General features: G+C 71.6%; 18 protein-coding genes. 9 read left to right on the top strand and 9 right to left on the bottom strand.

The features are described 5' to 3' along the window. Positions 1-162 precede the first annotated feature (162 nt). A complete protein-coding gene (locus ACZ7M3_RS30305; protein WP_472067199.1) occupies positions 163-2,001 on the top strand; it encodes an HSP90 family protein in 1,839 nt (612 codons plus the stop codon). Continuing rightward, complete coding sequence (locus tag ACZ7M3_RS30310) at positions 1,998-5,075, top strand: tetratricopeptide repeat protein (RefSeq protein WP_472067201.1); 3,078 nt, start codon at positions 1,998-2,000, stop codon at positions 5,073-5,075. The genes ACZ7M3_RS30305 and ACZ7M3_RS30310 overlap by 4 nt, the downstream gene beginning before the upstream one ends. 205 nt (positions 5,076-5,280) lie before the next feature. Here the strand turns inward: ACZ7M3_RS30310 and ACZ7M3_RS30315 are convergent, their stop codons facing one another. Next, positions 5,281-7,131, bottom strand: coding sequence for a DAK2 domain-containing protein (locus ACZ7M3_RS30315; protein WP_472067203.1), 1,851 nt, complete (start codon positions 7,129-7,131; stop codon positions 5,281-5,283). 260 nt (positions 7,132-7,391) lie between these two features. Between ACZ7M3_RS30315 and rpmB the strand changes: the two genes are divergently transcribed. From rpmB to ACZ7M3_RS30330, 3 genes are all read left to right on the top strand, one after another. Beyond that, positions 7,392-7,577: a 50S ribosomal protein L28 gene (gene rpmB, locus ACZ7M3_RS30320; protein WP_003993230.1), complete on the top strand. Its 186-nt coding sequence runs from the start codon at positions 7,392-7,394 to the stop codon at positions 7,575-7,577. 136 nt (positions 7,578-7,713) lie between these two features. After that, positions 7,714-10,791, top strand: coding sequence for an AfsR/SARP family transcriptional regulator (locus ACZ7M3_RS30325; protein ID WP_472067205.1), 3,078 nt, complete (start codon positions 7,714-7,716; stop codon positions 10,789-10,791). A 118-nt stretch (positions 10,792-10,909) separates the two neighbouring features. After that, the gene (locus ACZ7M3_RS30330) at positions 10,910-12,130 is read left to right on the top strand and encodes an FAD-dependent monooxygenase (RefSeq protein WP_472067300.1); all 1,221 of its coding nucleotides are present in this window, start codon (positions 10,910-10,912) and stop codon (positions 12,128-12,130) included. Positions 12,131-12,142: 12 nt separating this feature from the next. Here ACZ7M3_RS30330 and ACZ7M3_RS30335 read toward each other — a convergent pair whose 3' ends face one another. Further along, complete coding sequence (locus ACZ7M3_RS30335) at positions 12,143-13,108, bottom strand: thiamine-phosphate kinase (RefSeq protein ID WP_351304271.1); 966 nt, start codon at positions 13,106-13,108, stop codon at positions 12,143-12,145. 206 nt (positions 13,109-13,314) lie between these two features. On the opposite strand from ACZ7M3_RS30335, the gene ACZ7M3_RS30340 reads away from it, so the two are divergent. Further along, positions 13,315-13,548: an Lrp/AsnC family transcriptional regulator gene (locus tag ACZ7M3_RS30340; protein ID WP_028802415.1), complete on the top strand. Its 234-nt coding sequence runs from the start codon at positions 13,315-13,317 to the stop codon at positions 13,546-13,548. 20 nt (positions 13,549-13,568) lie between these two features. Beyond that, the gene (locus tag ACZ7M3_RS30345; protein ID WP_472067207.1) at positions 13,569-14,063 is read left to right on the top strand and encodes a DUF3515 domain-containing protein; all 495 of its coding nucleotides are present in this window, start codon (positions 13,569-13,571) and stop codon (positions 14,061-14,063) included. A gap of 57 nt (positions 14,064-14,120) precedes the next feature. Here ACZ7M3_RS30345 and ACZ7M3_RS30350 read toward each other — a convergent pair whose 3' ends face one another. From ACZ7M3_RS30350 to ACZ7M3_RS30360, 3 genes are all read right to left on the bottom strand, one after another. Next, positions 14,121-15,278: a D-alanine--D-alanine ligase family protein gene (locus ACZ7M3_RS30350; RefSeq protein WP_054235394.1), complete on the bottom strand. Its 1,158-nt coding sequence runs from the start codon at positions 15,276-15,278 to the stop codon at positions 14,121-14,123. Between the two features lie 137 nt (positions 15,279-15,415). After that, positions 15,416-16,426: an NAD(P)H-dependent glycerol-3-phosphate dehydrogenase gene (locus ACZ7M3_RS30355; RefSeq protein WP_095852415.1), complete on the bottom strand. Its 1,011-nt coding sequence runs from the start codon at positions 16,424-16,426 to the stop codon at positions 15,416-15,418. Continuing rightward, complete coding sequence (locus ACZ7M3_RS30360) at positions 16,423-17,229, bottom strand: lysophospholipid acyltransferase family protein (protein ID WP_472067209.1); 807 nt, start codon at positions 17,227-17,229, stop codon at positions 16,423-16,425. Before ACZ7M3_RS30360 ends, ACZ7M3_RS30355 begins: the two co-directional genes overlap by 4 nt. A 145-nt stretch (positions 17,230-17,374) precedes the next feature. On the opposite strand from ACZ7M3_RS30360, the gene cofC reads away from it, so the two are divergent. Then, a complete protein-coding gene (cofC, locus tag ACZ7M3_RS30365) occupies positions 17,375-18,022 on the top strand; it encodes a 2-phospho-L-lactate guanylyltransferase (RefSeq protein WP_472067211.1) in 648 nt (215 codons plus the stop codon). Positions 18,023-18,367: 345 nt separating this feature from the next. Continuing rightward, the gene (locus tag ACZ7M3_RS30370; RefSeq protein ID WP_054235398.1) at positions 18,368-18,571 is read left to right on the top strand and encodes a hypothetical protein; all 204 of its coding nucleotides are present in this window, start codon (positions 18,368-18,370) and stop codon (positions 18,569-18,571) included. A 91-nt stretch (positions 18,572-18,662) separates the two neighbouring features. Here ACZ7M3_RS30370 and ACZ7M3_RS30375 read toward each other — a convergent pair whose 3' ends face one another. From ACZ7M3_RS30375 to leuC, 4 genes are all read right to left on the bottom strand, one after another. Next, the gene (locus tag ACZ7M3_RS30375; protein WP_095852417.1) at positions 18,663-19,322 is read right to left on the bottom strand and encodes an HU family DNA-binding protein; all 660 of its coding nucleotides are present in this window, start codon (positions 19,320-19,322) and stop codon (positions 18,663-18,665) included. Positions 19,323-19,460: 138 nt separating this feature from the next. Beyond that, the gene (locus tag ACZ7M3_RS30380) at positions 19,461-19,691 is read right to left on the bottom strand and encodes an SCO5555 family protein (RefSeq protein WP_054235400.1); all 231 of its coding nucleotides are present in this window, start codon (positions 19,689-19,691) and stop codon (positions 19,461-19,463) included. Between the two features lie 277 nt (positions 19,692-19,968). Continuing rightward, a complete protein-coding gene (gene leuD / locus ACZ7M3_RS30385) occupies positions 19,969-20,562 on the bottom strand; it encodes a 3-isopropylmalate dehydratase small subunit (RefSeq protein WP_095852419.1) in 594 nt (197 codons plus the stop codon). Positions 20,563-20,568: 6 nt separating this feature from the next. Continuing rightward, complete coding sequence (gene leuC, locus ACZ7M3_RS30390) at positions 20,569-22,002, bottom strand: 3-isopropylmalate dehydratase large subunit (protein WP_472067214.1); 1,434 nt, start codon at positions 22,000-22,002, stop codon at positions 20,569-20,571. Positions 22,003-22,097 lie beyond the last annotated feature (95 nt).

Raw genomic sequence — 22,097 nt, forward strand, 5'->3', positions numbered from 1 at the left:
CACCACACCACTGACATTGCCGTATACGTCCCGGAAATCTGCTGGTCAGACGGCTCGTTCCGGGCCTAGGATGACGCGCTCCGGCCCTCTTCGCGGTCACCGTCCCCCGGGACCGCCCGACCCCGCGCCGTCGCACGTCCCCCCACCCTCGGCGCAGCGACGATGGACTCCCAGACCTCACAGTCATCACAGGCATCCCAGTCACCTCACACCTTCCAGGTCGACCTGCGTGGTCTGGTGGACCTGCTCTCCCATCACCTCTACTCCAGCCCCAAGGTCTACCTGCGCGAACTGCTGCAGAACGCCGTGGACGCGATCACCGCACGGCGGGCGGAGCAGCCCGACGCCCCGGCCGCCGTGCGCCTGTACGCCGAGGGCGGCACCCTGCGTGTGGAGGACTCCGGCATCGGGCTCAGCGAGTCCGACGTGCACAGCCTCCTCGCCACGATCGGCCGCAGTTCCAAGCGGGAGGACGGCCTGCAGGCGGCGCGCTCCGACTTTCTGGGGCAGTTCGGCATCGGGTTGCTGGCGTGTTTCGTGGTCGCCGAACGCATCCGCGTCGTCAGCCGCAGCGCGCGTACGCCCGACGCGGCGCCCGTGGAGTGGACGGCGACCGACGACGGCTCGTACACCGTGCGCACACTGCCGCACGACGCCCGCCCCGAACCGGGGACCACCGTGCACCTGGTGGCGCGCGCCGGAGCCGGCGAATGGCTCGCCGAGGAGCGGGTCCGCTCCCTGGCCCGGGACTTCGGCTCGCTGCTGCCGTACGACGTACGCGTCGGCGACGAGGCGATCGCGGAGCTTCCTGCGCCCTGGGACCGCACCCATCCGAGCCCCGCCACCCGCAGGGTGGCCCTGGCCCGTCACTGCCACGACCTGTTCGGCTTCACACCGCTGGACACGATCGACCTGAACGTGCCGCTCGCCGGAGTCCGCGGCGTGGCGTACGTCCTGCCGTCGACGGTCAGCCCTGCCCAGCGCGCGAGCCATCGGGTGCACCTGAAGGGCATGCTGCTCACCGAGCGGGCCGAACAGCTGTTGCCCGACTGGGCGTTCTTCGTGCGCTGCGTCCTGGACACGGACAGCCTGCGGCCCACCGCCTCGCGCGAGTCGCTGTACGAGGACGAGACCCTCGCGGCCGTACGCGAGGCCCTGGGCGAGCGCATCCGGTCGTGGCTGACGGGGCTCGCGGCGGGCGACCCGGAGCGGCTGGCGGCCTTCCTGTCGGTCCACCACCTGGGCGTGAAGTCCCTGGCGCGGCACGACAACGAGATGCTGCGCACGATGCTGCCGTGGCTGCCCTTCGAGACGACCGACGGACGGCTGTCCCTGGAGGAGTTCGCGCTGCGCCACCCGGTGGTGCACTTCACACGGACCGTGGAGGAGTACCGACAGGTCGCGCCCATCGCCTCCGCCCAGGGCATCGGGGTGATCAACGGCGGCTACACGTACGACAGCGAGCTGGTGGAGGCGCTGCCGTCGGTGCGTCCGGGGACGGTCGTCTCGGAGCTGGACGCGGACACCGTGACGGCGCACCTGGACGCCGTCGACCCGGCCGAGGAACTGGCCCTCTCGGGCTTCCTGATGGCCGCCCGGGCCAAGCTCGACCCCCTGGGCTGCGACGTGGTGCTGCGCGCCTTCCACCCGCTCTCCGTGCCCGCCCTGCACCTGGACGACCGGGCGGCCCGCCACGAGCAGGCCCGCGCGGAGGCCGAGGAGCAGGCCGACGACCTGTGGGCGGGCATTCTCGGCTCGCTGCGCGGCAGCGCGCCCCGTGCCCGCCTGGTCCTCAACCATCTCAACCCACTGATCCGAAGGATCAGTTCACTGCGCGACCCGGAGCTGATAGGCACCGCCACGGAGTCCCTCTACGGACAGGCCCTCCTCATGGCGCAGCGCCCCCTGCGGCCCGCCGACTCCGCGCTCCTCAACCGCGCATTCATCGGCCTCTTGGAGTGGGCCACCCACACCGAGCCCGGGAAGGACGACCTCCGATGAGCCAGGCCATGGGCATGGACTTCGACACCCTGCGCCAGGCGATGGCGGACAACCAGGAGCAGCCGGAGGGTCCGGCACGCAACGCGCGCGCGGAGCAACTGCTCGTCGAGGCCGAGAAGCTGAACATCCCGCTCGCCGTGATCGAGGCGCTCGGACACCAGCTGAAGGTCTACAACTACAGCTCCGAGAAGGACAAGATGTTCGTCCCCTTCGCGCGTCTGCTGCGCATGTGGGACGAGCGCCCGGAGGATTTCGACGAGTACGAGACCCACTCCCTGCACTGGGTCTTCAAGTGGATGTCGGCCGGCATGCTCGACCAGCCGCATATCCCGCTCGCCTCCATAGAGAAGTGGCTCGGCGAGATGGAGCACCGTTACCGGCTGGCCGGACACTCCGAACGGGCCGTGCGCGGGGCCGAGTTCAGCGTCGCCGCGCACCTGGGCGACCTGGGTCGCGCCGAGCGGGCGTACACCGCCTGGCTGGCCGCCGACCGGGACACCATGGCCGACTGCCACGCGTGCGAACTCCACAGCCAGGGGTGGTGGCGGGCGGAGCGCGACGCCGACGAGGAGGCGCTGGAACTGTGGCGCCCGGTTCTGGAGGGCGAGTACACGTGCGCCCACGAGCCGCACACCGTCCTGGCGTCCTCCCTGGTTCCCCTGCTGCGTCTGGGCCTCCTGGACGAGGCCCGGGCCCATCACCTGCGGGGCTTCCGGCTGGTGCGCCCCATGGAGAGCATGCGCGGCGCGTACGCGGACCACGTGGAGTTCTGCGCGCTCTCCGGCAACGAGGCGCGCGCCCTGGAGCTGCTCGCGGAGCGGCCCGCCTACTTCACCGACTCCGGGGATCCGCGCAGCAAGCTCGACTTCATGGCCGTGACGGCCCTCCTCATGGACCGCCTGACCGTGCTCGGTCTCGGCGATCAGCCGGTGCCGGGACCGGCCGACCGGGAGTGGACCGCGAGCGGGCTCGCTGTCCACGCGCGCGGGGAGGCCCTTTCGCTGGCGGCGCTCTTCGACGCGCGCAACGGCACGTCGTACGTCAGTGAGCGGGCTCGCGGGCGGATGGATCAGCGGCCGTTGGTCGAGCGCCTGCCGCTGGGGGTGCGGTCCCGGTCCGCGCGACGCTTGTCGCCTTCGGCTTCCGCGGCGGGTTCGGGTTCCGCGGCGGCTTCGGCTTCGGCCCGGTCGTCGGCCGCCGTCGTGGAGTCGGACGCCGGCTCGGACCCGTCCTCGCTCTCGGCGCTGCTCGCCGAGGCCCGGCGGCTGTCCGCGACCCGGAGCCCGGATGCCGTCGAGGCCTGGGCGGCGGTCTCACGGGCCGCCGAGGGCCAGGAGCTGGACGTCCGCGACCGCGCGGAGATCGCCGACCACGCGGCGATGGAACGAGGTCCCGAAGGCATCGAGCTCTTCCATGAGGCGGCCGAGCTCTACGCCGAGGCGGGCGACCCCGGTGAGGCGCTCGCGGCCCGTGCCCGCGCCGCGTACGTCCTCGCCCTCACCGGCGGGCCCGAGGAGGCGCTCGCGACCGTCTCGGAGCTGTACGAGGGGGTGCTCGCCCTCCTCGCGGACGGCGGGACGGGGGTGTCCCAGGCGGCGTCCGTGCTGGTGGGACGGGCGCGGATATTGATGCTGTTGGTGCAGGAAGACGTGGACGAGGGCGAGGCGGGGGCGACGGCGTCCGGGACGGCCGGTTCCGGGACCGGCGATTCCGCGGTCGGCGGGGACGAGGTCGTGGGCGCCGCCGAGGCGGCCGTACGGGAGCTGCTGGCGCTGGCCGAGCCGCACCGCTCGGACCTGCGGATGGCCTCGCGGGCCGCGGAGGCGCGGGCGATGCTCGGGGAGCTCGCGGCGCACGCCGGGGACGCCGAGGCCGCCGCGGAGCTGCTCGCGCAGGCCGCGGCGGCGTTCGTGGCGGCGGGGTTGCCGTGGTTCGCCGTCGAGTACGAGTCCCGGCTCGCCGGGATCGCCCGGCACCTGGGCGACGCGGAGGGGGCCGAGAGGGCCGCACGCGCGGCGCTGGAGCACGGAGGGCCTCGCCTGGAGCCGATGGGGCACGCGCAGCTGCACCTGCAGCTCGCCGAGGTCCTGGGCGCCACCGGGCAGTTCGGGCCCGCCTCGGAACACGCTCTGGAGGCCGCGCACTGGGCCGACGAGGCGGGCGAGGGACCCACACTCGGCGCCTGGGCCCGGCACCAGCTCGGCGGGTTCCTGCTCCGTCAGGGGCGGTGGGCCGAGGCCGCGGAGATCCTGGAGTCGGCACTGCCCGACCTGACCACCGACATGCACGGCGACGGTGCGATCGTGCAGACGCGGTGGTGGCTCGGCGACTGTCTCACCGAGCTCGGCGAACACCGTGCGGCGGCCGAGCACTGGCTGCGGGCCGCGGACGTCGCCCGGCACTGGCCCGAGCAGCGTGACCACGCGATGCTCGCCCATCTCGCCGCCGAGGCGCTCGGCCACGCCGAACTGCCCGCGCAGGCCGAACAGGCGTACGCGCGCGCCGGTGACCTGTGGCGTGACCTCGGCAACGTCCACGGTCTGATCCGGTCGCTGCGGGCCCGGGCGTGGGTCGCGCTGCGTACGGACTCGGGGCTGGACGGGGCGCGGGAGTCGATGGCGGCGGCGGTGCGGGAGTGCGAGGAGGGACTTCGGGCGGTGTCGTCCTCCGTTGGGGCCGAGGCTGTGGAGGCCTCGGATGCCATGGAGGACTCCGACGCCCTGGAGGGCTCCGATGCCGCGGAGGCCCGTCATCGCCTTGTCGCCGAACTCGGTCACACCCATCGGCAGTTCGGTGACCTGATCGCCCGTTCCGTTCCGGACGACACGGAGGAGGCACTGGCCCACTACACGCGGTCCATCTCCGTCTTCGCGTCCCTCGGAGACGACGCCCTCGACGCGCGCACCGGGGCCGAGCTCGCGGCGGGGTGGCTGGAGGCCGATCTGCTCCGACCCGCGGCGGCGGCCGCACGCGCGCGTGCGGTGCTTTCCGCGTACGCGGGTGTGGACGGGGAGGCCGCCCAGGCGCGTCGGGCCGAGGCGGAGAACATGCTGGGCGCGACGGAGAAGGCGTGATGGAGAAACAGCGGGACCAGTGACGGGCCGGGGCGGGGCGCGGGGAACCGGGCGGTCTGCTCCTCACCGGCCTCAGCCGAGCAACTCGGCCGGGCGGGGATCCGGGGCGCAGCCCCGGCCCAGGGGCGCGGGGAACTGCGCGACCAGCCCCCACCCACCGGCGGCCGAAGAACACACCCGGCGCCCCGAGGCGGAGCCCCGGCGGCTACTCCACCCCGATCAGCAGCAACGCGCCCTGTCGACCGCCCCGGTACGCCACCGTGTCCACCGCCAAGTACGACTCCCGGACCCGTGCTTCGAGGTGGGCGGCGATGGAGCCGGGAGCCTCGTCGCCCAGGACGAGGGTGACCATCTCCCCGCCGGCGGCGAGCATGCGGTCGAGGACGGTTTCGGCGGTGGCGGTGATGTCGGAGCCGATCACGGCGACATCGCCGTCGATGAGCCCGAGGACGTCGCCTGCCTGGCAGATGCCGGCCATGGTCCAGGACTGGCGCTCGGCGACGGCGACCTCGGCGTAACGCGTGGCGCCCGCCGCCGAGGTCATGGCGACGACGTCCTCGTCGAAGCGGCGGCCGGGCTCGTGGACGGCGAGCGCGGCGATGCCCTGGACCGCGGAGCGGGTCGGAATCAGCGCGACCCGGACGCCCTCCGTACGGGCCTGCTCGGCGGCGGCCGCCGCGGTGTGACGCAGGTCGGCGTCATTGGGCAGCAGCACCACCTCGCGCGCGTGGGCCCGGCGTACGGCCTCGACGAGTTCCCCGCTCGCGGGCGGTTCCCCGGGCCGCGCGAGCACGGTGGTCGCCCCGGCCTCGGCGTACAGCCCGGCCAGCCCTTCGCCGGGCACGACCGCCACCACGGCCCGCTGCGCCCGCTCCCGGGGCGGCCGCCCGGCCGCGCCCGCCGTGTGGGCGTCGCCGAGCCCGAAGTGCGTGATCCGGATCCGGTACGGCCGCCCGGCCTCGACCCCCGCCTCCACGGCGGCACCGGCGTCGTCCGCGTGCACATGGACGTTCCACAACCCGTCCCCGCCGACCACGACGAGCGAGTTGCCGAGGCGGTCGAGCCGGGCCCGCAGCCGCGCCACGTCCGCGTCCTCCGCCTCCAGCAGGTAGGTCACCTCGAAGGCCGGACTGTCCTCCCCCGGCGGGCCGTCCACGCACACGCCGTTCACATCCACACGGTCCACGCCACTCACGCCGTCCATGCCCTTCACGCCGTCCATGCCATTCACGCGCGTGTGGACCTCTACCGCCACCCGTCCGGCGCCCGGGGACTCCCCCGTGAACGTCTCCGCCAGTGCCGCCAGCACCGCCAGCAGCCCCCGCCCACCCGCGTCGACCACACCGGCACGCTCCAGCACGGCCAGCTGGCCGGGGGTCGCCATGAGGGCCGCCCGTGCTCCCTCGTAGGCCGCGCACGCGACCGTGCCGCAGTCGCCCTCCGTGCCGGTGGCCGCCTCGGCGGCGGCCGTGGCGACCGTGAGGACCGTGCCCTCCACAGGGTGCGCGACGGCTTCGCGTGCGGAGTCGGCGGCCTGCCGGAGGGCCAGCCGGAGGGCCTGTCCGCCGGTGTGAGCGGTCTCACCCTCGGTCGCACCGTCGATCCCACCACCGGCCGCGCCGTAGGTCTCACCAGCAGCCGCGCCATCGACCTCACCGTCGGCGGCGAGTACCTGTGCCATGCCGCGCAGCAACTGCGCGAGGATCGTCCCGGAGTTCCCGCGGGCCCCGATCAGCGCCCCGTGCGCCATCGCCCGCACGGCGTCGGCGAGCGTGGGCAGACCGGCCCCCGTGGCTCCCGTGGAAACGGCCCCGGAGGCAGCGGACCCCGTGGGACCGACGACCCCCGTCACCGTCTCGTAGCCCGCGAAAACCGCCTCCACCGCCGCTGTCGCGGACTCCACCGTCAGATACAGATTCGTCCCGGTGTCCCCGTCCGCGACCGGGTAGACATTGATGGCGTCGATCTCCTCGCGCGCCCGCCCCAGCGCCTCCAGCGCGAGGCCGCACCAGGTGCGCACCGCGAGAGCATCCAATGTCTGCGGCACCTGCGGCACCTGCGCCTCCTTGAGCCTCTGGACGTGGCACGCAGCGTAGACCCAGAATGGGTTACTGGCGGTAGGGGGACCCCAAGGAGGGCCGGGGTGAGCCCCGGGGCAGCCATGGTAGTTTCGTTCTCCGGACGCAGTCGTTGTATGCTGCTCCAGTTGCCCGATTCGATCGGGTCTTCCCCCTGGCACCGCCACTCAGATCCTAGATCTTGATTCCGGCATGCCGGGATCAACCGTAAGAGCATCTGAAGTCTTTGGAGTGACCCGTGGCTGCCAACTGCGACGTCTGCGGCAAGGGGCCGGGCTTCGGCAACAACATCTCGCACTCGCACCGCCGTACGTCCCGTCGCTGGAACCCCAACATCCAGCGCGTCCGTACCGTGGTCGGCGGGACGCCGAAGCGCGTCAACGCTTGCACCTCGTGCATCAAGGCCGGCAAGGTCTCGCGCTGACGCAACTCCCCCAAGCTCTCGACTCCGCTCGAGCAGGGGGGATCCCCATGCGCGCGGCCACTGCTGGTTCGCTAAGAACCGGTCCACCTCACGGTGGGCCGGTTTTTTGTTGTCCGGACCTGCCAGAATCTGCCGAATGCGCTTCGGCATCCTGGGCCCCCTCGAGATCCGCACCACGGACGGCAGCCCCCTGGACCCCGGCGGCCCCCGCCCCCGCGCGCTGCTCACCCTGCTCCTCCTGGACGCGGGCCGGACCGTCTCCACGGAGCGGCTGACCGACGGTCTGTACGGTGCCGATCCGCCGGCCGGGGCCGCCAACGCCCTCCAGTCCCAGGTCTCCCGGCTGCGCAGGCGGCTCGGCCCCGACATCGGGATCGAGGTCGACCCCACCGGTTACCGCGTCGTCGTCTCCCCCGACGCCGTCGACGCCCACCGCTTCGAGCGGCTCTCCCGCGACGGAACCGCGGCCCTCACCCAGGGCGACCACTCCCGAGCCGCGGCGTTGCTCCGGGAGGCGCTCACCCTGTGGCGCGGCCCGGCCCTGGCCGACCTCCCCGGCGCGCACGCCCAGGTGACCCGCCTCGAAGAGCTGAGGCTCAGTGCCTCACAGGACCGGATCGACGCGGACCTCGCGCTCGGCGGCGCCCCGGCACTCGTCCCGGAGCTGCGGGAACTACTCGCCGCGCATCCACTGAGCGAGCGGCTGTACGGACAGCTGATGCGGGCCCTGCACGCGAGCGGCCGGGCCGCCGAGGCACTGACGGTGTACGAGGAGGCGCGACGCACCCTCGCCGAGGAACTGGGCGCCGACCCCTCGCCCGATCTGTCCGCCCTCCACCTGGAACTGCTCCGGGGCGCGGGCCCTGCCCACCGTCGGCTGCCCGCCCAGCTGACCCGCTTCATCGGGCGCGACGACGAACTCGCACGCATCGGCGCTCTGCTCACCCAGGAGCGCCTGGTCACACTCACCGGGCCGGGCGGTGCAGGCAAGACCCGCCTGGCGATCGAGCTCGCCCATGCGAACGCGGACGCGCGCGTCAACGCAAACGCTCGCGTAAACGATTGCGTAAACGCTTACGCACCCGTTTGCCTGGTCGAGCTCGCCCCTCTCACCGACCCCTCCCAGCTCCCCTACGCCCTGCTCACCGCCCTCGGCCTGCGCGAAGGTTTCCGCACCCCCTCGGCGGACACCACCGACCGCCTCCTCGCCGCCCTGGAGAACCGCGAGCTGCTGCTCGTCCTGGACAACTGCGAGCATCTGGTCGAGGACGTGGCACGGATCACGGGGCTGCTCCTCGGCGCCTGCCCGGGTGTGCGGATCCTCGCCACGAGCCGTGAGTCGCTGGGGATCACCGGTGAGGTGGTGTGTCCGGTGCCACCGCTGTCGGCCGAGCCGGCCGCGCGCCTGTTCCTGGACCGGGCGGCCGCCGTGCGCCCCGGCTTCGCGGGGCACGCGCGCGTGCCGGACATCTGCGCAGCCCTGGACGGGCTGCCGCTGGCGATCGAGCTGGCGGCGGCGCGGCTGCGGACGCTGACCCCGGACGAACTGGCCGACCGCCTCACCGAGCACGTCGGGGACGACCGCTTCCGGCTGCTGTCCCGGGGTGACCGCACCAAGGCACCCCGGCACCGCACCCTCCGTGCCGTCGTGGAGTGGAGCTGGGAGCTGCTGGACGAGGAGGAGCGGGAGCTGGCGCGACGGCTGACCGTGTTCTCCGGGGGCGCGACGGTCGAGGCGGTCGAGGCGGTGTGCGGGACGCCCTTTCCGGAGGACCTGCTGGCCTCGCTGACGGAGAAGTCGTTCCTGGAGGTCACCGAGGGGCGCTACCGGATGCTGCAGACCATCCGCGCGTTCGGCGCCGAGCACCTCGTCCGCGCGGGCGAGCAGCAGCGGCTGCGGGACGCCCACGCCGCGTACTACCTGCGGCTGGCCGAACGGGCGGAGCCGCTCCTGCGCGGCGATGGCCAGTTGCCCTGGCTGGACCGGCTGACCGCCGAGCACGGCAACCTGGACGCGGCCTTGCGTCATCTCGTGCGCGCCGACCGGGAGAAGGCCCTGCGGCTGATGGCCGAGCTCTCCTGGTTCTGGCGGTTGCGTGGTCTCTACGGAGAGCAGGCGGCCACGGCCCGGGAGCTGCTCGCGGCCGTGGGCGCCGAGCCGCCCGCGGGTCTCGCGGAGGAGTACGTCCTGTGCGTGATCAACGCGCTCTCGGGTGAGAGCGGCAATCCGGCCGACCAGCGGCGCCTGGCCCGTGTCGAGGACGTGCTGGCCGGGCTGAGCCGGCCCCTGCGGCTGCCCTTCACCGTGGTGCTGTGGTCGGTGGTGGGCGGGCCGCGCCCCGCCGCGAACGACCGGGTGCGCGTGCAGGTCGGGGGCGACGCGTGGGGGCGGGCTCTTCTTGATGTCGGCCTCGGCTTCCAGGAGCAGTTCGCCGGGCGTCCGACGGCGTCCGAGGAGTCGTTCGCACGGTCTCTGGCGGGTTTTTGCGCGACCGGGGACCGCTGGGGCATGGCGAACTGTCTCGAACCGCTGGGCATGTTCGCCGACTGGCGCGGGGACCACCGGCGCGCTCTCGCACTGCTCGACGAAGGGCTCGCGTACGTCAGGGAGTTGGCCGCTCCCGAGGAGACCTCGGACCTCCTGCGCACCCGTGCGACCGTGCTGCTGCACCAGGGGGAACTGGTCGAGGCGAGGGAGCACTTCAGCCAGGCCCTGACGCTGGCCCGCACCGTGGGCCTCACCGACAAGGTGGCGGGTGCCCTGCGGGGCCTGGGCGACGCCGCTCGGCTCGCGGGAGACACTGGCCACGCGCGCGTGCGCTACGAAAGCGCCCTGGAGGCCTGCGCCGCCAACTGGTTCAGCATCGGGGAGACCGTGCGCATCCTCATCGGTCTTGGCCGCTCCGCGGCCACGGAAGGGCGCCTCGACGAGGCACGTGACTGGGCCCGCCAGGCGGCCGACCTCGCCGTCGAGAGTCCCGGAGTGCTGGAACTCGCCGAGTCCGCGGAGGCGTTGGCGGCCCTCGCCGACTCCCCCGAGCGCGCCGCCGTCCTGCTGGGCGCCGCGGTCGGCCTGCGCGGGGCGGCACTGCGGGGCGACCCCGAAGCCGTACGCGATGAGCGGGACATCCGCGAAAAGCTGTCCCCCGAAGCGTACGAAAAGGCCTTTGAACAGGGGCGAGTGCTCGGGGCGGCGGCGCTCACCACCGACTAGGACGGCGGTGCCGGCCGGCGGCCAGGCGCACGGTCAGCGAACGGTAGGAACACGGTCAGCGCCTCCCGCGAAGCTCCTGCCCATGACGACGAACCCGACACAGAACACGCCACGGAACATGGCGGAGAACCCGGCGCAGAACCTGGCGGGGAAACTCGCCCACCTCCACGTCCTCGTCTCCGGCGCCAGCGTCGCGGGTCCCGCCCTCGCCCTCAACCTGATCCGGTACGGCGCCCGCGTCACCGTCGTCGAGAAGGCACCCGACCTGCGGCCCGGCGGATTCGCGGTCGACTTCCGGGGGCACGTCCACCGGACCGTCCTGACCGCCATGGGCATCTGGGACGAGATCCACGCCCATCAGACACACATGGGCCGGCAGAGCGTCGTCGACGCCGACGGCACCCCGCGCGTGGACCTGCCGGCCGAGATGATGAGCGGCGACGTGGAGATCTTCCGCGGTGAGCTGGCGCGGATCATGTACGAACGCACCAAGGACAGGGTGGAGTACGTCTTCGGGGACTCGATCGCCACCCTCGCCGAGACCCCGGAAGGCGTCGACGTGACCTTCGAGCACGGCGTCCCGCGCCGCTTCGACCTCGTCGTGGGCGCCGACGGACTGCACTCCCTCACCCGTCGACTCGTCTTCGGTGAGGAGTCCCGCCACCTGCGCTTCCTCGACCACTACGTGGCGGCCTTCGGCGTCCCCAACGACCTGGGGCTCGACCGCACCGGGCGGCTGTACAGCGAGCCGGGGCGGGCGGTGGTCGTCGGTAACTACGACGGCGACCCGGACCGGGCGGGCGCGCTGCTCGTCTTCCGGTCCGAGAAGCTGGAGTTCGACCGCCGTGACGTGGCCGCGCAGAAGCGGATCCTGGCGGCACGGTTCGCGGGGATGGGCTGGGAGACCCCGGGGGTCCTCAAGGCCCTGGAGCGGGCCGGCGACCTGTACTTCGACGCGATCGCCCAGACCCATGTCGAACGGCTCACCCAGGGGCGCGTGGTGCTGCTCGGGGACGCCGGGTACGGGGCCACGATGGGCGGCATGGGCACCGGAGTGGCGATCGTGGGGGCGTACGTCCTGGCCGGCGAGCTGGCCCTCGCGGGCGGCGACCACCGCACCGCCTTCGCCGAGTACGAGACCCGCGTCCGGGACTTCGCCAAGGGCTGCCAGAAGATCTCGGGCAACGCGGGGCGGTTCTTCGCGCCACCGACCGAGCGGCGGATCCGCAGCCGGGACCGCGCGTACCGGCTGCTCAGCTCCCGCCTCCTGGCGGGCTTCTTCAAGAAGCTCACCGAGAAGGCGGCCACCGGCATCAAACTCCGCGAATACCCCGCCTGACGGGATGGGCGGCTACGCCTCGATGTCCCCGAAGTGGTCCCAACCGCCCTTGCTGGTCCAGGGCGCGCCGTCCACCGTGACCTGGGGCAGCGCCGAGGGGTTGAGGACCTCGCCGATCACCTTCCAGCGCGCGGGCAGCTTCACGTCCGGCGGGAAGGCCGCCACGATCGCGTGGTCCTCCCCGCCGGTCAGCACCCATTGGATGGGGTCGACGCCGACGGCCTGGCCGATGTCGTTCATCTGGGAGGGGATGTCGATCGCGCCCGAACGGATGTCGATGCGCACCTTGCTCGCCTCGGCGATGTGACCCAGGTCGGCGATCAGCCCGTCACTCACGTCGCACATCGCCGTCGCGCCCAGCCCGGCGGCGGCCGGGCCCGCGTGGTACGGCGGCTCGGGGCGGCGGTGGGCCTCGACGAAGGCGCGCGGTGAGCGGAAGCCGCGGGAGAGCACCGCGTGCCCGGCCGCGGACCAGCCCAGCCAGCCCGTCACGGCGATCACGTCGCCGGGCTGGGCGCCGCCCCGGGTGACCGGCTCGTGGTTGCGCAGATCGCCGAGCGCGGTGATCGAGATCATGATGGTGTCACCGCGCACGACATCGCCGCCGACCACGGACGCGCCCGCGACCTGGCACTCGTCGCGCAGCCCGTCCATCATCTCGGAGGGCCAGGTGGCCGGGAGTTCGGCCGGGACGACCAGACCGAGCAGCAGCGCGGTCGGTACGGCGCCCATCGCGGCGATGTCCGCGAGGTTCTGCGCGGCCGCCTTGCGCCCGACGTCGTACGCCGTGGACCAGTCACGGCGGAAGTGCCGCCCCTCCAGGAGGATGTCGGTGCTCGCCACTACTCTGCGGTCGGGCGCGGCCACCACCGCGGCGTCGTCGCCGGGGCCGACCCGGACCGCCGGGGTGGTGGTGAGACGCGAAGTGAGCTCCTTGATGAGCCCGAACTCCCCCAACTCGCCCACGGTGCCCTTCATGATCGTACTGCTCCCTCTGCCGCTACCCGTGCCCGGTCGCGAGCCGTCTCTGTACTCGGTACGGTCGAGTTGACCGTCAACTTGTGCAGTCCGTGCACCCCGGCGCGCAAGCCCCAGCCACCGCGGGTCTCCCCGTGGCGAGCGGCGACGCGATACCGTGGCGTTCCTTTTCCCCACATGATCCTCGTGGCCGCCCTGGAGGTTCCGTGGTACAGGCGTACATCCTGATCCAGACGGAGGTCGGCAAAGCGTCGACCGTCGCCGAGACGATCAGCAAGATCCCGGGGGTGATCCAGGCCGAGGACGTGACAGGACCGTACGACGTGATCGTGCGCGCCCAGGCCGATACGGTCGACGAACTCGGCCGCATGGTGGTCGCGAAAGTCCAGCAAGTGGACGGCATCACCCGTACGCTGACCTGCCCGGTGGTGCACCTCTAGCCCCCGTCTACCCTTGGCCGGTGAACTTCTCCCGTCACCGGCACACCGCTCTCTACGGGCTGTCCGTTCTCGCCCTGTTGATCGCCGCCACAGGCTGCTCCTCAGCAGACGACGGCGGATCGGCCGCGGTTCCCAGCCCGGGGGCGAAGGTCACCGGGCTGTGTCAGAACCTGGACAAGGTGCTGCCGAAGAAGATCGACGGCCTCGACCGGAACGATCCCGAGCCCCGGTCCGCGCTGACCGCGGGCTGGGGAAGCCCGGCGATCATACTGCGCTGCGGTGTCGAACGACCCGCGAAGATGAGCGACCAGAACGCGCTCAGCGGCGAGGTGAACGGCGTCGGCTGGCTCATGGAGAAGCAGGACGACGGGTCGTACCGCTTCACCACGAGCCTGCGGCGCGCGTACGTCGAGGTCAGCGTGCCCAAGAAGTGGGTCCAGCGGGACGGGTCGAACGCGCTCGTCGACCTGGCCGCGCCCATCAAGAAGGCGATCCCCGAAGGGATCGCCGACTGACGTACACACGTGCGCGCGGGGGCGTGTGCCCTGGAGCGGACCCCCGGTGCCCCAGGTCTACCGAAGCCCCGTCGGGCGGCGCAGCGCCGCCCCGATCAGGCGGTCCACCAGCTCCGGGTAGGCCACGCCACTCGCCTCCCACATCTTCGGGTACATGGAGATGGGCGTGAAGCCCGGCATGGTGTTGATCTCGTTGATCACGAACTCGCCGTCCTCGGTGAGGAAGAAGTCCGCGCGCACCAGGCCCTCGCAGGAGGCGGCCTCGAACGCGTCGACCGCGAGCCGCTGGACCTCGGCGGTCTGCTCGGGGGTCAGCGGGGCGGGCACGAGACCGGGCGTCGAGTCGATGTACTTCGCCTCGAAGTCGTAGTACGCGTGCGACTGCACGGGCGGGATCTCGGCGGGCACGCTGGCGCGCGGACCGTCCTCGAACTCCAGCACCCCGCACTCGATCTCGCGGCCGCGCAGCAGCGCCTCCACGATGATCTTCGGGTCGTGGCGCTGGGCCTCCTCGATCGCCTCGTCGAGGCCTTCGAGGGAGTCGACCTTGGTGATGCCGATCGAGGAGCCCGCGCGCGCGGGCTTGATGAACAGCGGCCAGCCGTGCTCACCCGCGAAGTCGATGATCTTCTTGCGGGCGGCGGACTCGTCGCGCTCCCACTCACGGGGCCGGATCACCACGTACGGGCCGACGGACAGCCCGAAGGAGGTGAACACCCGCTTCATGTACTCCTTGTCCTGGCCGACGGCCGAGGCGAGCACACCCGCACCGACGTACGGGACTCCGGACAGCTCCAGGAGGCCCTGGAGGGTGCCGTCCTCGCCGTAGGGGCCGTGCAGCACGGGGAACACGACGTCGACCTCGCCCAGGGCCTTGGGGACCGATCCGGGCTCGCTGTAGACGACTTCGCGGTTGGCCGGGTCGACGGGGAGGATCACGCCGCCCTCGCTCGACTCGGCGAGCTGCTCCACGTCCGGCTGGCGCCGGTCGACGATGGCCATCCGGTCCGGTTCGTCGGCGGTGAGCGCCCAACGGCCGTCCCGGGTGATACCGATCGGCAGGACGTCGTACTTCGTCCGGTCGATGGCGCGCAGGACGGCGCCGGCCGTGACCACGGAGATCCCGTGTTCGGAGCTGCGGCCGCCGAAGACGACGGCCACGCGCGGCTTGCGAGGCGGCTGCTCAGGGCTCTGGGGGAGGTTCTCGGTGCTCATATCGCGTTGAGAGTACCCGTTGGTACAGCGCTGAGTCAGCGCCCCACCGCGGCCGTTGTCCAACGTCGCACGAGTGGTCGCTCAGCGTCGTACGAGCCGTTGCGGAGCGTAGATTCCCGGCGCCGCGGCGCCGCTCCTCAGCGGCGCTCGGCCTTGGCGCTGCGCCCCATCAGCTCCTTGACCGCGACGACCGGCGACTTGCCCTCGTGGACGATGCCGACGACCGTCTCGGTGATGGGCATGTCGACGCCGTGCCTGCGGGCCAGATCCAGCACCGACTCACAGGACTTGACGCCCTCGGCGGTCTGCTTGGTGACCGCGATGGTCTCCTGGAGGGTCATGCCCCTGCCGAGGTTGGTGCCGAAGGTGTGGTTGCGCGACAGCGGCGAGGAGCAGGTGGCCACCAGGTCGCCGAGGCCCGCGAGTCCGGAGAAGGTCAGCGGGTCGGCGCCCATGACGACGCCGAGTCGGGTGGTCTCGGCGAGTCCGCGCGTGATCAGCGAGCCCTTGGCGTTGTCGCCCAGGCCCATGCCGTCCGCGATGCCGACGGCGAGACCGATCACGTTCTTCACCGCGCCGCCCAGCTCGCAGCCCACCACGTCGGTGTTGGTGTACGGGCGGAAGTAAGGGTTGTGGCTGGCGGCCTGGAGGCGCTGGGCGACCGCTTCGGAGGTGCAGGCGACCACGGCGGCGGCCGGCATCCGGGCGGCGATCTCACGGGCCAGGTTCGGTCCCGTGACCACGGCGATACGGTCGGCGCCGACCTTGGCGACGTCTTCGATCACCTCGCTCATCCGCATCGCGGAACCGAGTTCGACGCCCTTCATGAGGGAGACCAGGACCGTGTCGGGCTCCAGCAGCGGCGTCCACTCGGCGAGGTTCCCGCGCAGGGTCTGCGAGGGCACGGCGAGCACGGTGAAGTCGGCGTCACGCGCGGCCTCGGCGGCGTCGGTCGTCGCCCGTAGGTTCTCGGGGAGTTCGACGCCCGGCAGGTAGTCCGGGTTCGTACGCGTGGAGTTGACCGCCTCGACGAGCTCGGCGCGCCGCGCCCACAGGGTGACCTCGCACCCCGCGTCGGCCAGCACCATGCCGAAGGCCGTACCCCACGATCCGGTCCCGAAGACGGCCGCCTTGACCGGCTTGCTCACGTGCTCTGCCCCTCTTCCTGCTGTGCCTGTGCCTGCTGCTGGGCCTGTGCCCGCTCCTGAGCCTTCTCCTGGGCCCTGGTACGCCTGCGCTGTTCGATCCGTACCTGGCGCGGGTCGTAGCGCGTCTCAGGGGCCTTCTCGCCGCGGAGCTCCTCCAGCTGCGCGGTGATGGCGGCCATGATGACCTCGGTGGCCTCCTTCAGGAGGTCCGGGCTCATTTCCTTGTCGTAGAAACGTGACAGGTCCACCGGAGGGCCCGCGAGAACGTGGTGGGTCTTGCGGGGAAGGAGGTTGGGCTTCTTGGCGTACGGCGGCAGCAGTTCGTTGGCACCCCACTGGGCGACCGGAATCACCGGACACTTGGTCTGCAGGGCGACCCGGGCTGCGCCGGTCTTGCCGGTCATCGGCCAGCCGTCGGGGTCGCGGGTGAGGGTGCCCTCGGGGTAGAACGCGACGCACTCGCCGCGCTCCACGGCGTCGATCGCGGCCCGGAACGCGCTCAGCGCGTCGGTGCTCTCGCGGTACACGGGGATCTGTCCGGTGCCGCGCATCGCGGCCCCCACGAATCCCTTCCTGAAAAGCCCGGCCTTGGCCAGGAAACGCGGAACACGCCCGGTGTTGTACTGATAGTGGGCATACGCGAACGGGTCCACATGCGAATTGTGGTTCACCGCGGTGATAAATCCGCCCTCAGCCGGAATGTTCTCCATTCCGCGCCAGTCCCGCTTGATCAGAACCACCAGTGGTGGTTTGCAGAGGACCGCTGCGAAGCGGTACCAGAAGCCGATTCTGCGGCGGGGCACGCGGACACCTTCCTCTTAGGGCCTGGGGGGCCGCACAAGTGTCGCCCCAGGCCGCCTGTCTGTCGAGAACACCGTACGCCCCGACGTCCGGACCGCCAGGGGTGCCGGGTCACAATGGGCGCGACAAGGGAGGAACGGAGCGCTCGTGCAGTGGACCTTGGTCATCCCCCTCAAAGCCTTGGCGCGGGCCAAGAGCAGGCTCTCGGACACCGCCGCCGACGCGGTACGCCCCGGACTCGCCCTCGCCTTCGCGCAGGACACCGTGGCGGCCGCGCTGGCCTGCGCGGCGGTCGGCGATGTGGCGGTCGTCACGGACGACGCGCTGGCCGGGCGGGAGCTGGCCGCGCTGGGGGCGTGGATCGTGCCGGACGAGCCGGGCGGCGGTCTGAACGCCGCGCTGGCGCACGGGACGGCGGCCGTACGCTCCCGAAGTCCCGAAAGCGCAGTGGCCGCCCTGAACGCCGATCTGCCCGCGTTGCGTCCCCTGGAATTGGCCCGGGTACTCGATGCCGCCGCCGAATTCCCGCGTGCTTTTCTCTCCGATGCGGCCGCAATCGGCACCACTCTGCTGGCCGCATCTCCCGGCCGGGAATTGCGTCCCGCCTTCGGCACCGATTCCCGAGCCCGCCATCGCGCCTCGGGAGCCACGGAACTCCTCCTCACCGCGGTGGATTCCGTACGCCAGGACGTGGACACCGGCGACGATCTGCGCGCGGCCCTCGCCCTGGGAGTGGGCCCGCGCACGGCCACACTGGCGGCGAAACTCCTGATCCCGGGCCAACCGGGCCCCTGAACGCCCCCTAGGGCCTGTCCAGCGGATCACACCGGAGACGCGGGGCTTGGCGCGCACTCCCCCAAGCTCTTCGAGCAGGGGGTGCCCCCAGCGGCGTTGTCGTCGATAGCCGACTCCCCCGAGCTCTCGGCTGCGCTCGAGCAGGGGGGACCCCCATCGCGTCGACGCCCTCCTCCGCCTTGCAGCTGCACGCACCAAGCCCCGCTCACCCATGCTTACAAGGCGCCGCTGCTTCCCTCCGGCCTGATCCGCCGGACAGGCCCTAGCCGCATGAACCGGCGTTCGCCGAAGCCCGGTCCGCCGGACCCAGCGGCGGCGCACAACGGCACTGGATAGGCTTTCGGCATGCAGGCGACCGCGTACACCTACGACCCCGACACCCGGAGCGGACAGGTGCTGCTCGACGACGGCACGCCGGTGCCCTTCGACGGCGCGGCGTTCGACGCCGGCGGCCTCAGGCTGCTGCGCCCGGGACAGCGCGTGCGCATCGAGACCGAGGGCGACGGCGAGGCCCGCCGGATCACCCTGGTGACGCTCCAGACCTTCTGACCAGGCCCTCGCGCCAGGTCCCGGACACGCCGCGGGCCGGGCTCCCCGTGGGAGTCCGGCCCGGCGCGTGGGTTGCCCTGCGCCCCTGCTTCTAGCGGGCGGTGGCCTTCTTGGCGGTGGTCTTGCGAGCCGCCGACTTCTTGGCGGGGGCCTTCTTGGCGGTCGCCTTCTTCGCCGGGGCCTTCTTGGCGGTCGCCTTCTTGGCGGTGGTCTTCTTCGCCGCGGTCTTCTTGGCGGTCGCCGTGGTCTTCTTGGCGGTCGTCTTCTTGGCGGTCGCCGTGGTCTTCTTCGCCGCGGTGGTGGTCTTCTTCGCGGCCGTCTTCTTCACGGCGGCGGTGGTCTTCTTCGCGGCCGTCGCCCTCTTGGCGGTGGTGGCCTTCTTGGCCGCGGCCTTCTTCACGGTCGCCGCGGCGCCGCCGGTCAGGCTGCCCTTGGGCGCCTTCTTGACCGCGACCTCGCCACCACGCGGGAGCTTCTTCGAGCCGCTCACCAGGTCCTTGAAGCCCTGACCGGCGCGGAAGCGCGGCACAGAGGTCTTCTTGACCCGAACACGCTCACCGGTCTGCGGGTTACGGGCGTAACGAGCCGGACGGTCGACCTTCTCGAAGGAACCGAAGCCGGTGACCGAGACCCGGTCCCCGCCGACAACTGCACGGACGATCGCGTCCAGTACGGCGTCGACCGCGTCGGCGGCCTGCTGACGCCCGCCGACCTTGTCGGCAATCGCTTCTACGAGCTGCGCCTTGTTCACGTCTTCCCCTTCGGAGACATTGCCCGAACGAATGCGTTCAAGCTTTTTCGCACGTTAGGCAGATATATACCGCAAATCAAACACGAAACGGGCTAATCACCCTTGTGCCGCAACGAACTCGGGCTGTCGCGGAGTTCCTCAGCGATCCCCTTCGAGGAATCGACCCTCGTCGAGGTCGGTGGTGAACCGCTCCAGCCGCCTTGTCGCGTCGGCGAGATCGTGCTTGGCCACGGCCGTAATGACCAGCAGCTTCCGGGTCAGCGCCATCCGTACGCCCTCCGGGACTTGCAGTGCGCGCACTCTTGTGTGCGCTTCCTTCAGTTGGGCCGCGACTGCCGCATAGAGCTCGAGTTGGCCGTCGTGTTCCATGCACAGATTGTGCCATCTGGGGCGAGTTGTCGCCTGCCCAGGGGGTAACTGCCGCCCTTGGAGAGGGTCCTGAGCGTCCCGGAGCACCGCGCCCCCAAGCGGCGCCTACCCAGGCAATCTCCTTTGTAACTAGGGGAGTTGAAGCCTCCCGAAGGGGCGCTTCGGGGGCGTCCGGGGGCAGACACAGCTGTACCCCCAACCGTCCACGATTGGGGGTACAGAGGGGTGTTGCGGTGGCTGAAATCAGCCCTGCCTCAGCCGCGAAGCGACCCGGGCGTCAGACCTGGAGCGTCTTCGGCTTGTACGACGGCCGCTTGGCCTCGTACTCCGCGATGTCGCCCTCGTTCTGGAGGGTGATGGAGATGTCGTCCAGCCCGTTCAGCAGCCGCCAGCGGGCGTTCTCGTCGAGCTCGAAGGCGGCGGTGATGCCCTCGGCGCGCACTTCGCGGGCCTCCAGGTCGACCGTGATCTCGGCCTCGGGGTCCTTCTCCGTCAGCTCCTGCAGCGCGTCCACGATCTTCTGCTCCAGAACCACCGTGAGCAGGCCGTTCTTGAGCGAGTTGCCCCGGAAGATGTCCGCGAACCGGGACGAGATGACGGCCTTGAAACCGTAGTTCTGCAGCGCCCAGACGGCGTGCTCGCGCGAGGAGCCGGTGCCGAAGTCGGGGCCCGCGACCAGGACCGTGGCGCCCTTGCGCTCGGGCTGGTTGAGGATGAAGGACGAGTCCTTGCGCCAGGCCTCGAACAGCCCGTCCTCGAAACCGTCCCTGGTCACCTTCTTGAGCCAGTGGGCAGGGATGATCTGGTCGGTGTCGACGTTGCTGCGGCGCAGCGGAACGGCCCGGCCGGTGTGCGTGATGAATGCTTCCATGACTTCTCAGACTCCAGCGGGCGTGCGGGCGGCAGACGAGTCGGCGAGATCGGCCGGGGAGGCCAGGTGGCCGAGTACGGCGGTGGCGGCGGCGACCTGCGGCGACACCAGGTGCGTACGGCCGCCCTTGCCCTGCCTGCCCTCGAAGTTGCGGTTCGAGGTGGACGCGGAGCGCTCACCGGGGGCCAGCTGGTCGGGGTTCATGCCCAGACACATCGAGCAGCCCGCGTGCCGCCATTCGGCGCCGGCCTCCTTGAAGACCACGTCCAGGCCCTCGGAGACGGCCTGCAGACCGACCCGCGCGGAACCGGGGACCACCAGCATCCGTACGCCGTCGGCGACTTTGCGGCCCCCGACGATCGCGGCGGCGGCGCGCAGGTCCTCGATGCGGCCGTTGGTGCAGGAACCTACGAAGACGGTGTCGACCTTGATGTCGCGCAGCGACTGTCCGGCGGTCAACCCCATGTACTCCAGGGCCTTTTCGGCGGCCAGGCGCTCCGAAGCGTCTTCGTACGAAGCCGGGTCGGGGACGGACGCCGAAAGCGGCGCTCCCTGGCCGGGGTTGGTGCCCCAGGTGACGAACGGCGCCAGCGACGGGCCGTCGATGACCACCTCGGCGTCGAAGACCGCGTCCTCGTCCGTCTTCAGGGTCTTCCAGTACGCGACCGCCGCGTCCCACTCCTCGCCCTCGGGGGCGTGCGCGCGGCCCTTGAGGTACGCGAAGGTGGTCTCGTCGGGGGCGATCATGCCCGCGCGGGCGCCGGCCTCGATCGACATGTTGCAGATGGTCATCCGGGCTTCCATCGAGAGCTTCTCGATGGCGGAGCCGCGGTACTCCAGGATGTAGCCCTGGCCGCCGCCCGTACCGATCTTGGCGATGATCGCCAGGATCAGGTCCTTGGCGGTGACGCCGTCGGGCAGCTCGCCGTCGACCGTGATGGCCATGGTCTTGGGGCGGGCCAGCGGCAGCGTCTGGGTGGCCAGCACGTGCTCGACCTGCGAGGTGCCGATGCCGAACGCCAGCGCGCCGAAGGCGCCGTGCGTGGAGGTGTGGGAGTCGCCACAGACCACGGTGGTGCCGGGCTGGGTCAGACCCAGCTGCGGTCCCACCACGTGGACGACGCCCTGCTCGACGTCACCCAGCGAGTGCAGTCGTACACCGAACTCGGCGCAGTTCTTGCGCAGGGTCTCCAGCTGGGCCCGGGAGACCGGGTCCGCGATGGGCTTGTCGATGTCGAGGGTCGGGGTGTTGTGATCCTCGGTGGCGATGGTGAGGTCGAGACGGCGCACGGGACGCCCCGCCTGGCGGAGGCCGTCGAAGGCCTGCGGGCTGGTCACCTCGTGCAGCAGGTGCAGATCGATGAAGAGGAGGTCGGGCTCGCCCTCGGCGCGCCGGACGACATGGTCGTCCCAGACCTTCTCCGCGAGTGTCCTACCCATCGCTTTCCCTCCGGCCGGCCTGTGCGGCGCCGGCCCAACTAGAGATTTCCGGGGCGGCGACGTCCGTACCCCTCGTCCGGACGCCCTCCACCGGG

The sequence above is a fragment of the Streptomyces sp. NPDC111656 genome, assembly GCF_055656965.1.

Excerpts from the sequence above, each read along its gene's own strand:
- ACZ7M3_RS30335 (WP_351304271.1), bottom strand. The coding sequence starts at position 13,108 with ATGAAGGGCACCGTGGGCGAGTTGGGGGAGTTCGGGCTCATCAAGGAG.
- ACZ7M3_RS30325 (WP_472067205.1), top strand. The coding sequence starts at position 7,714 with ATGCGCTTCGGCATCCTGGGCCCCCTCGAGATCCGCACCACGGACGGC.
- ACZ7M3_RS30310 (WP_472067201.1), top strand. The coding sequence starts at position 1,998 with ATGAGCCAGGCCATGGGCATGGACTTCGACACCCTGCGCCAGGCGATG.
- ACZ7M3_RS30370 (WP_054235398.1), top strand. The coding sequence starts at position 18,368 with ATGCAGGCGACCGCGTACACCTACGACCCCGACACCCGGAGCGGACAG.
- ACZ7M3_RS30305 (WP_472067199.1), top strand. The coding sequence starts at position 163 with ATGGACTCCCAGACCTCACAGTCATCACAGGCATCCCAGTCACCTCAC.
- ACZ7M3_RS30380 (WP_054235400.1), bottom strand. The coding sequence starts at position 19,691 with ATGGAACACGACGGCCAACTCGAGCTCTATGCGGCAGTCGCGGCCCAA.
- leuC (WP_472067214.1), bottom strand. The coding sequence starts at position 22,002 with ATGGGTAGGACACTCGCGGAGAAGGTCTGGGACGACCATGTCGTCCGG.
- ACZ7M3_RS30330 (WP_472067300.1), top strand. The coding sequence starts at position 10,910 with ATGGCGGAGAACCCGGCGCAGAACCTGGCGGGGAAACTCGCCCACCTC.
- leuD (WP_095852419.1), bottom strand. The coding sequence starts at position 20,562 with ATGGAAGCATTCATCACGCACACCGGCCGGGCCGTTCCGCTGCGCCGC.
- ACZ7M3_RS30350 (WP_054235394.1), bottom strand. The coding sequence starts at position 15,278 with ATGAGCACCGAGAACCTCCCCCAGAGCCCTGAGCAGCCGCCTCGCAAG.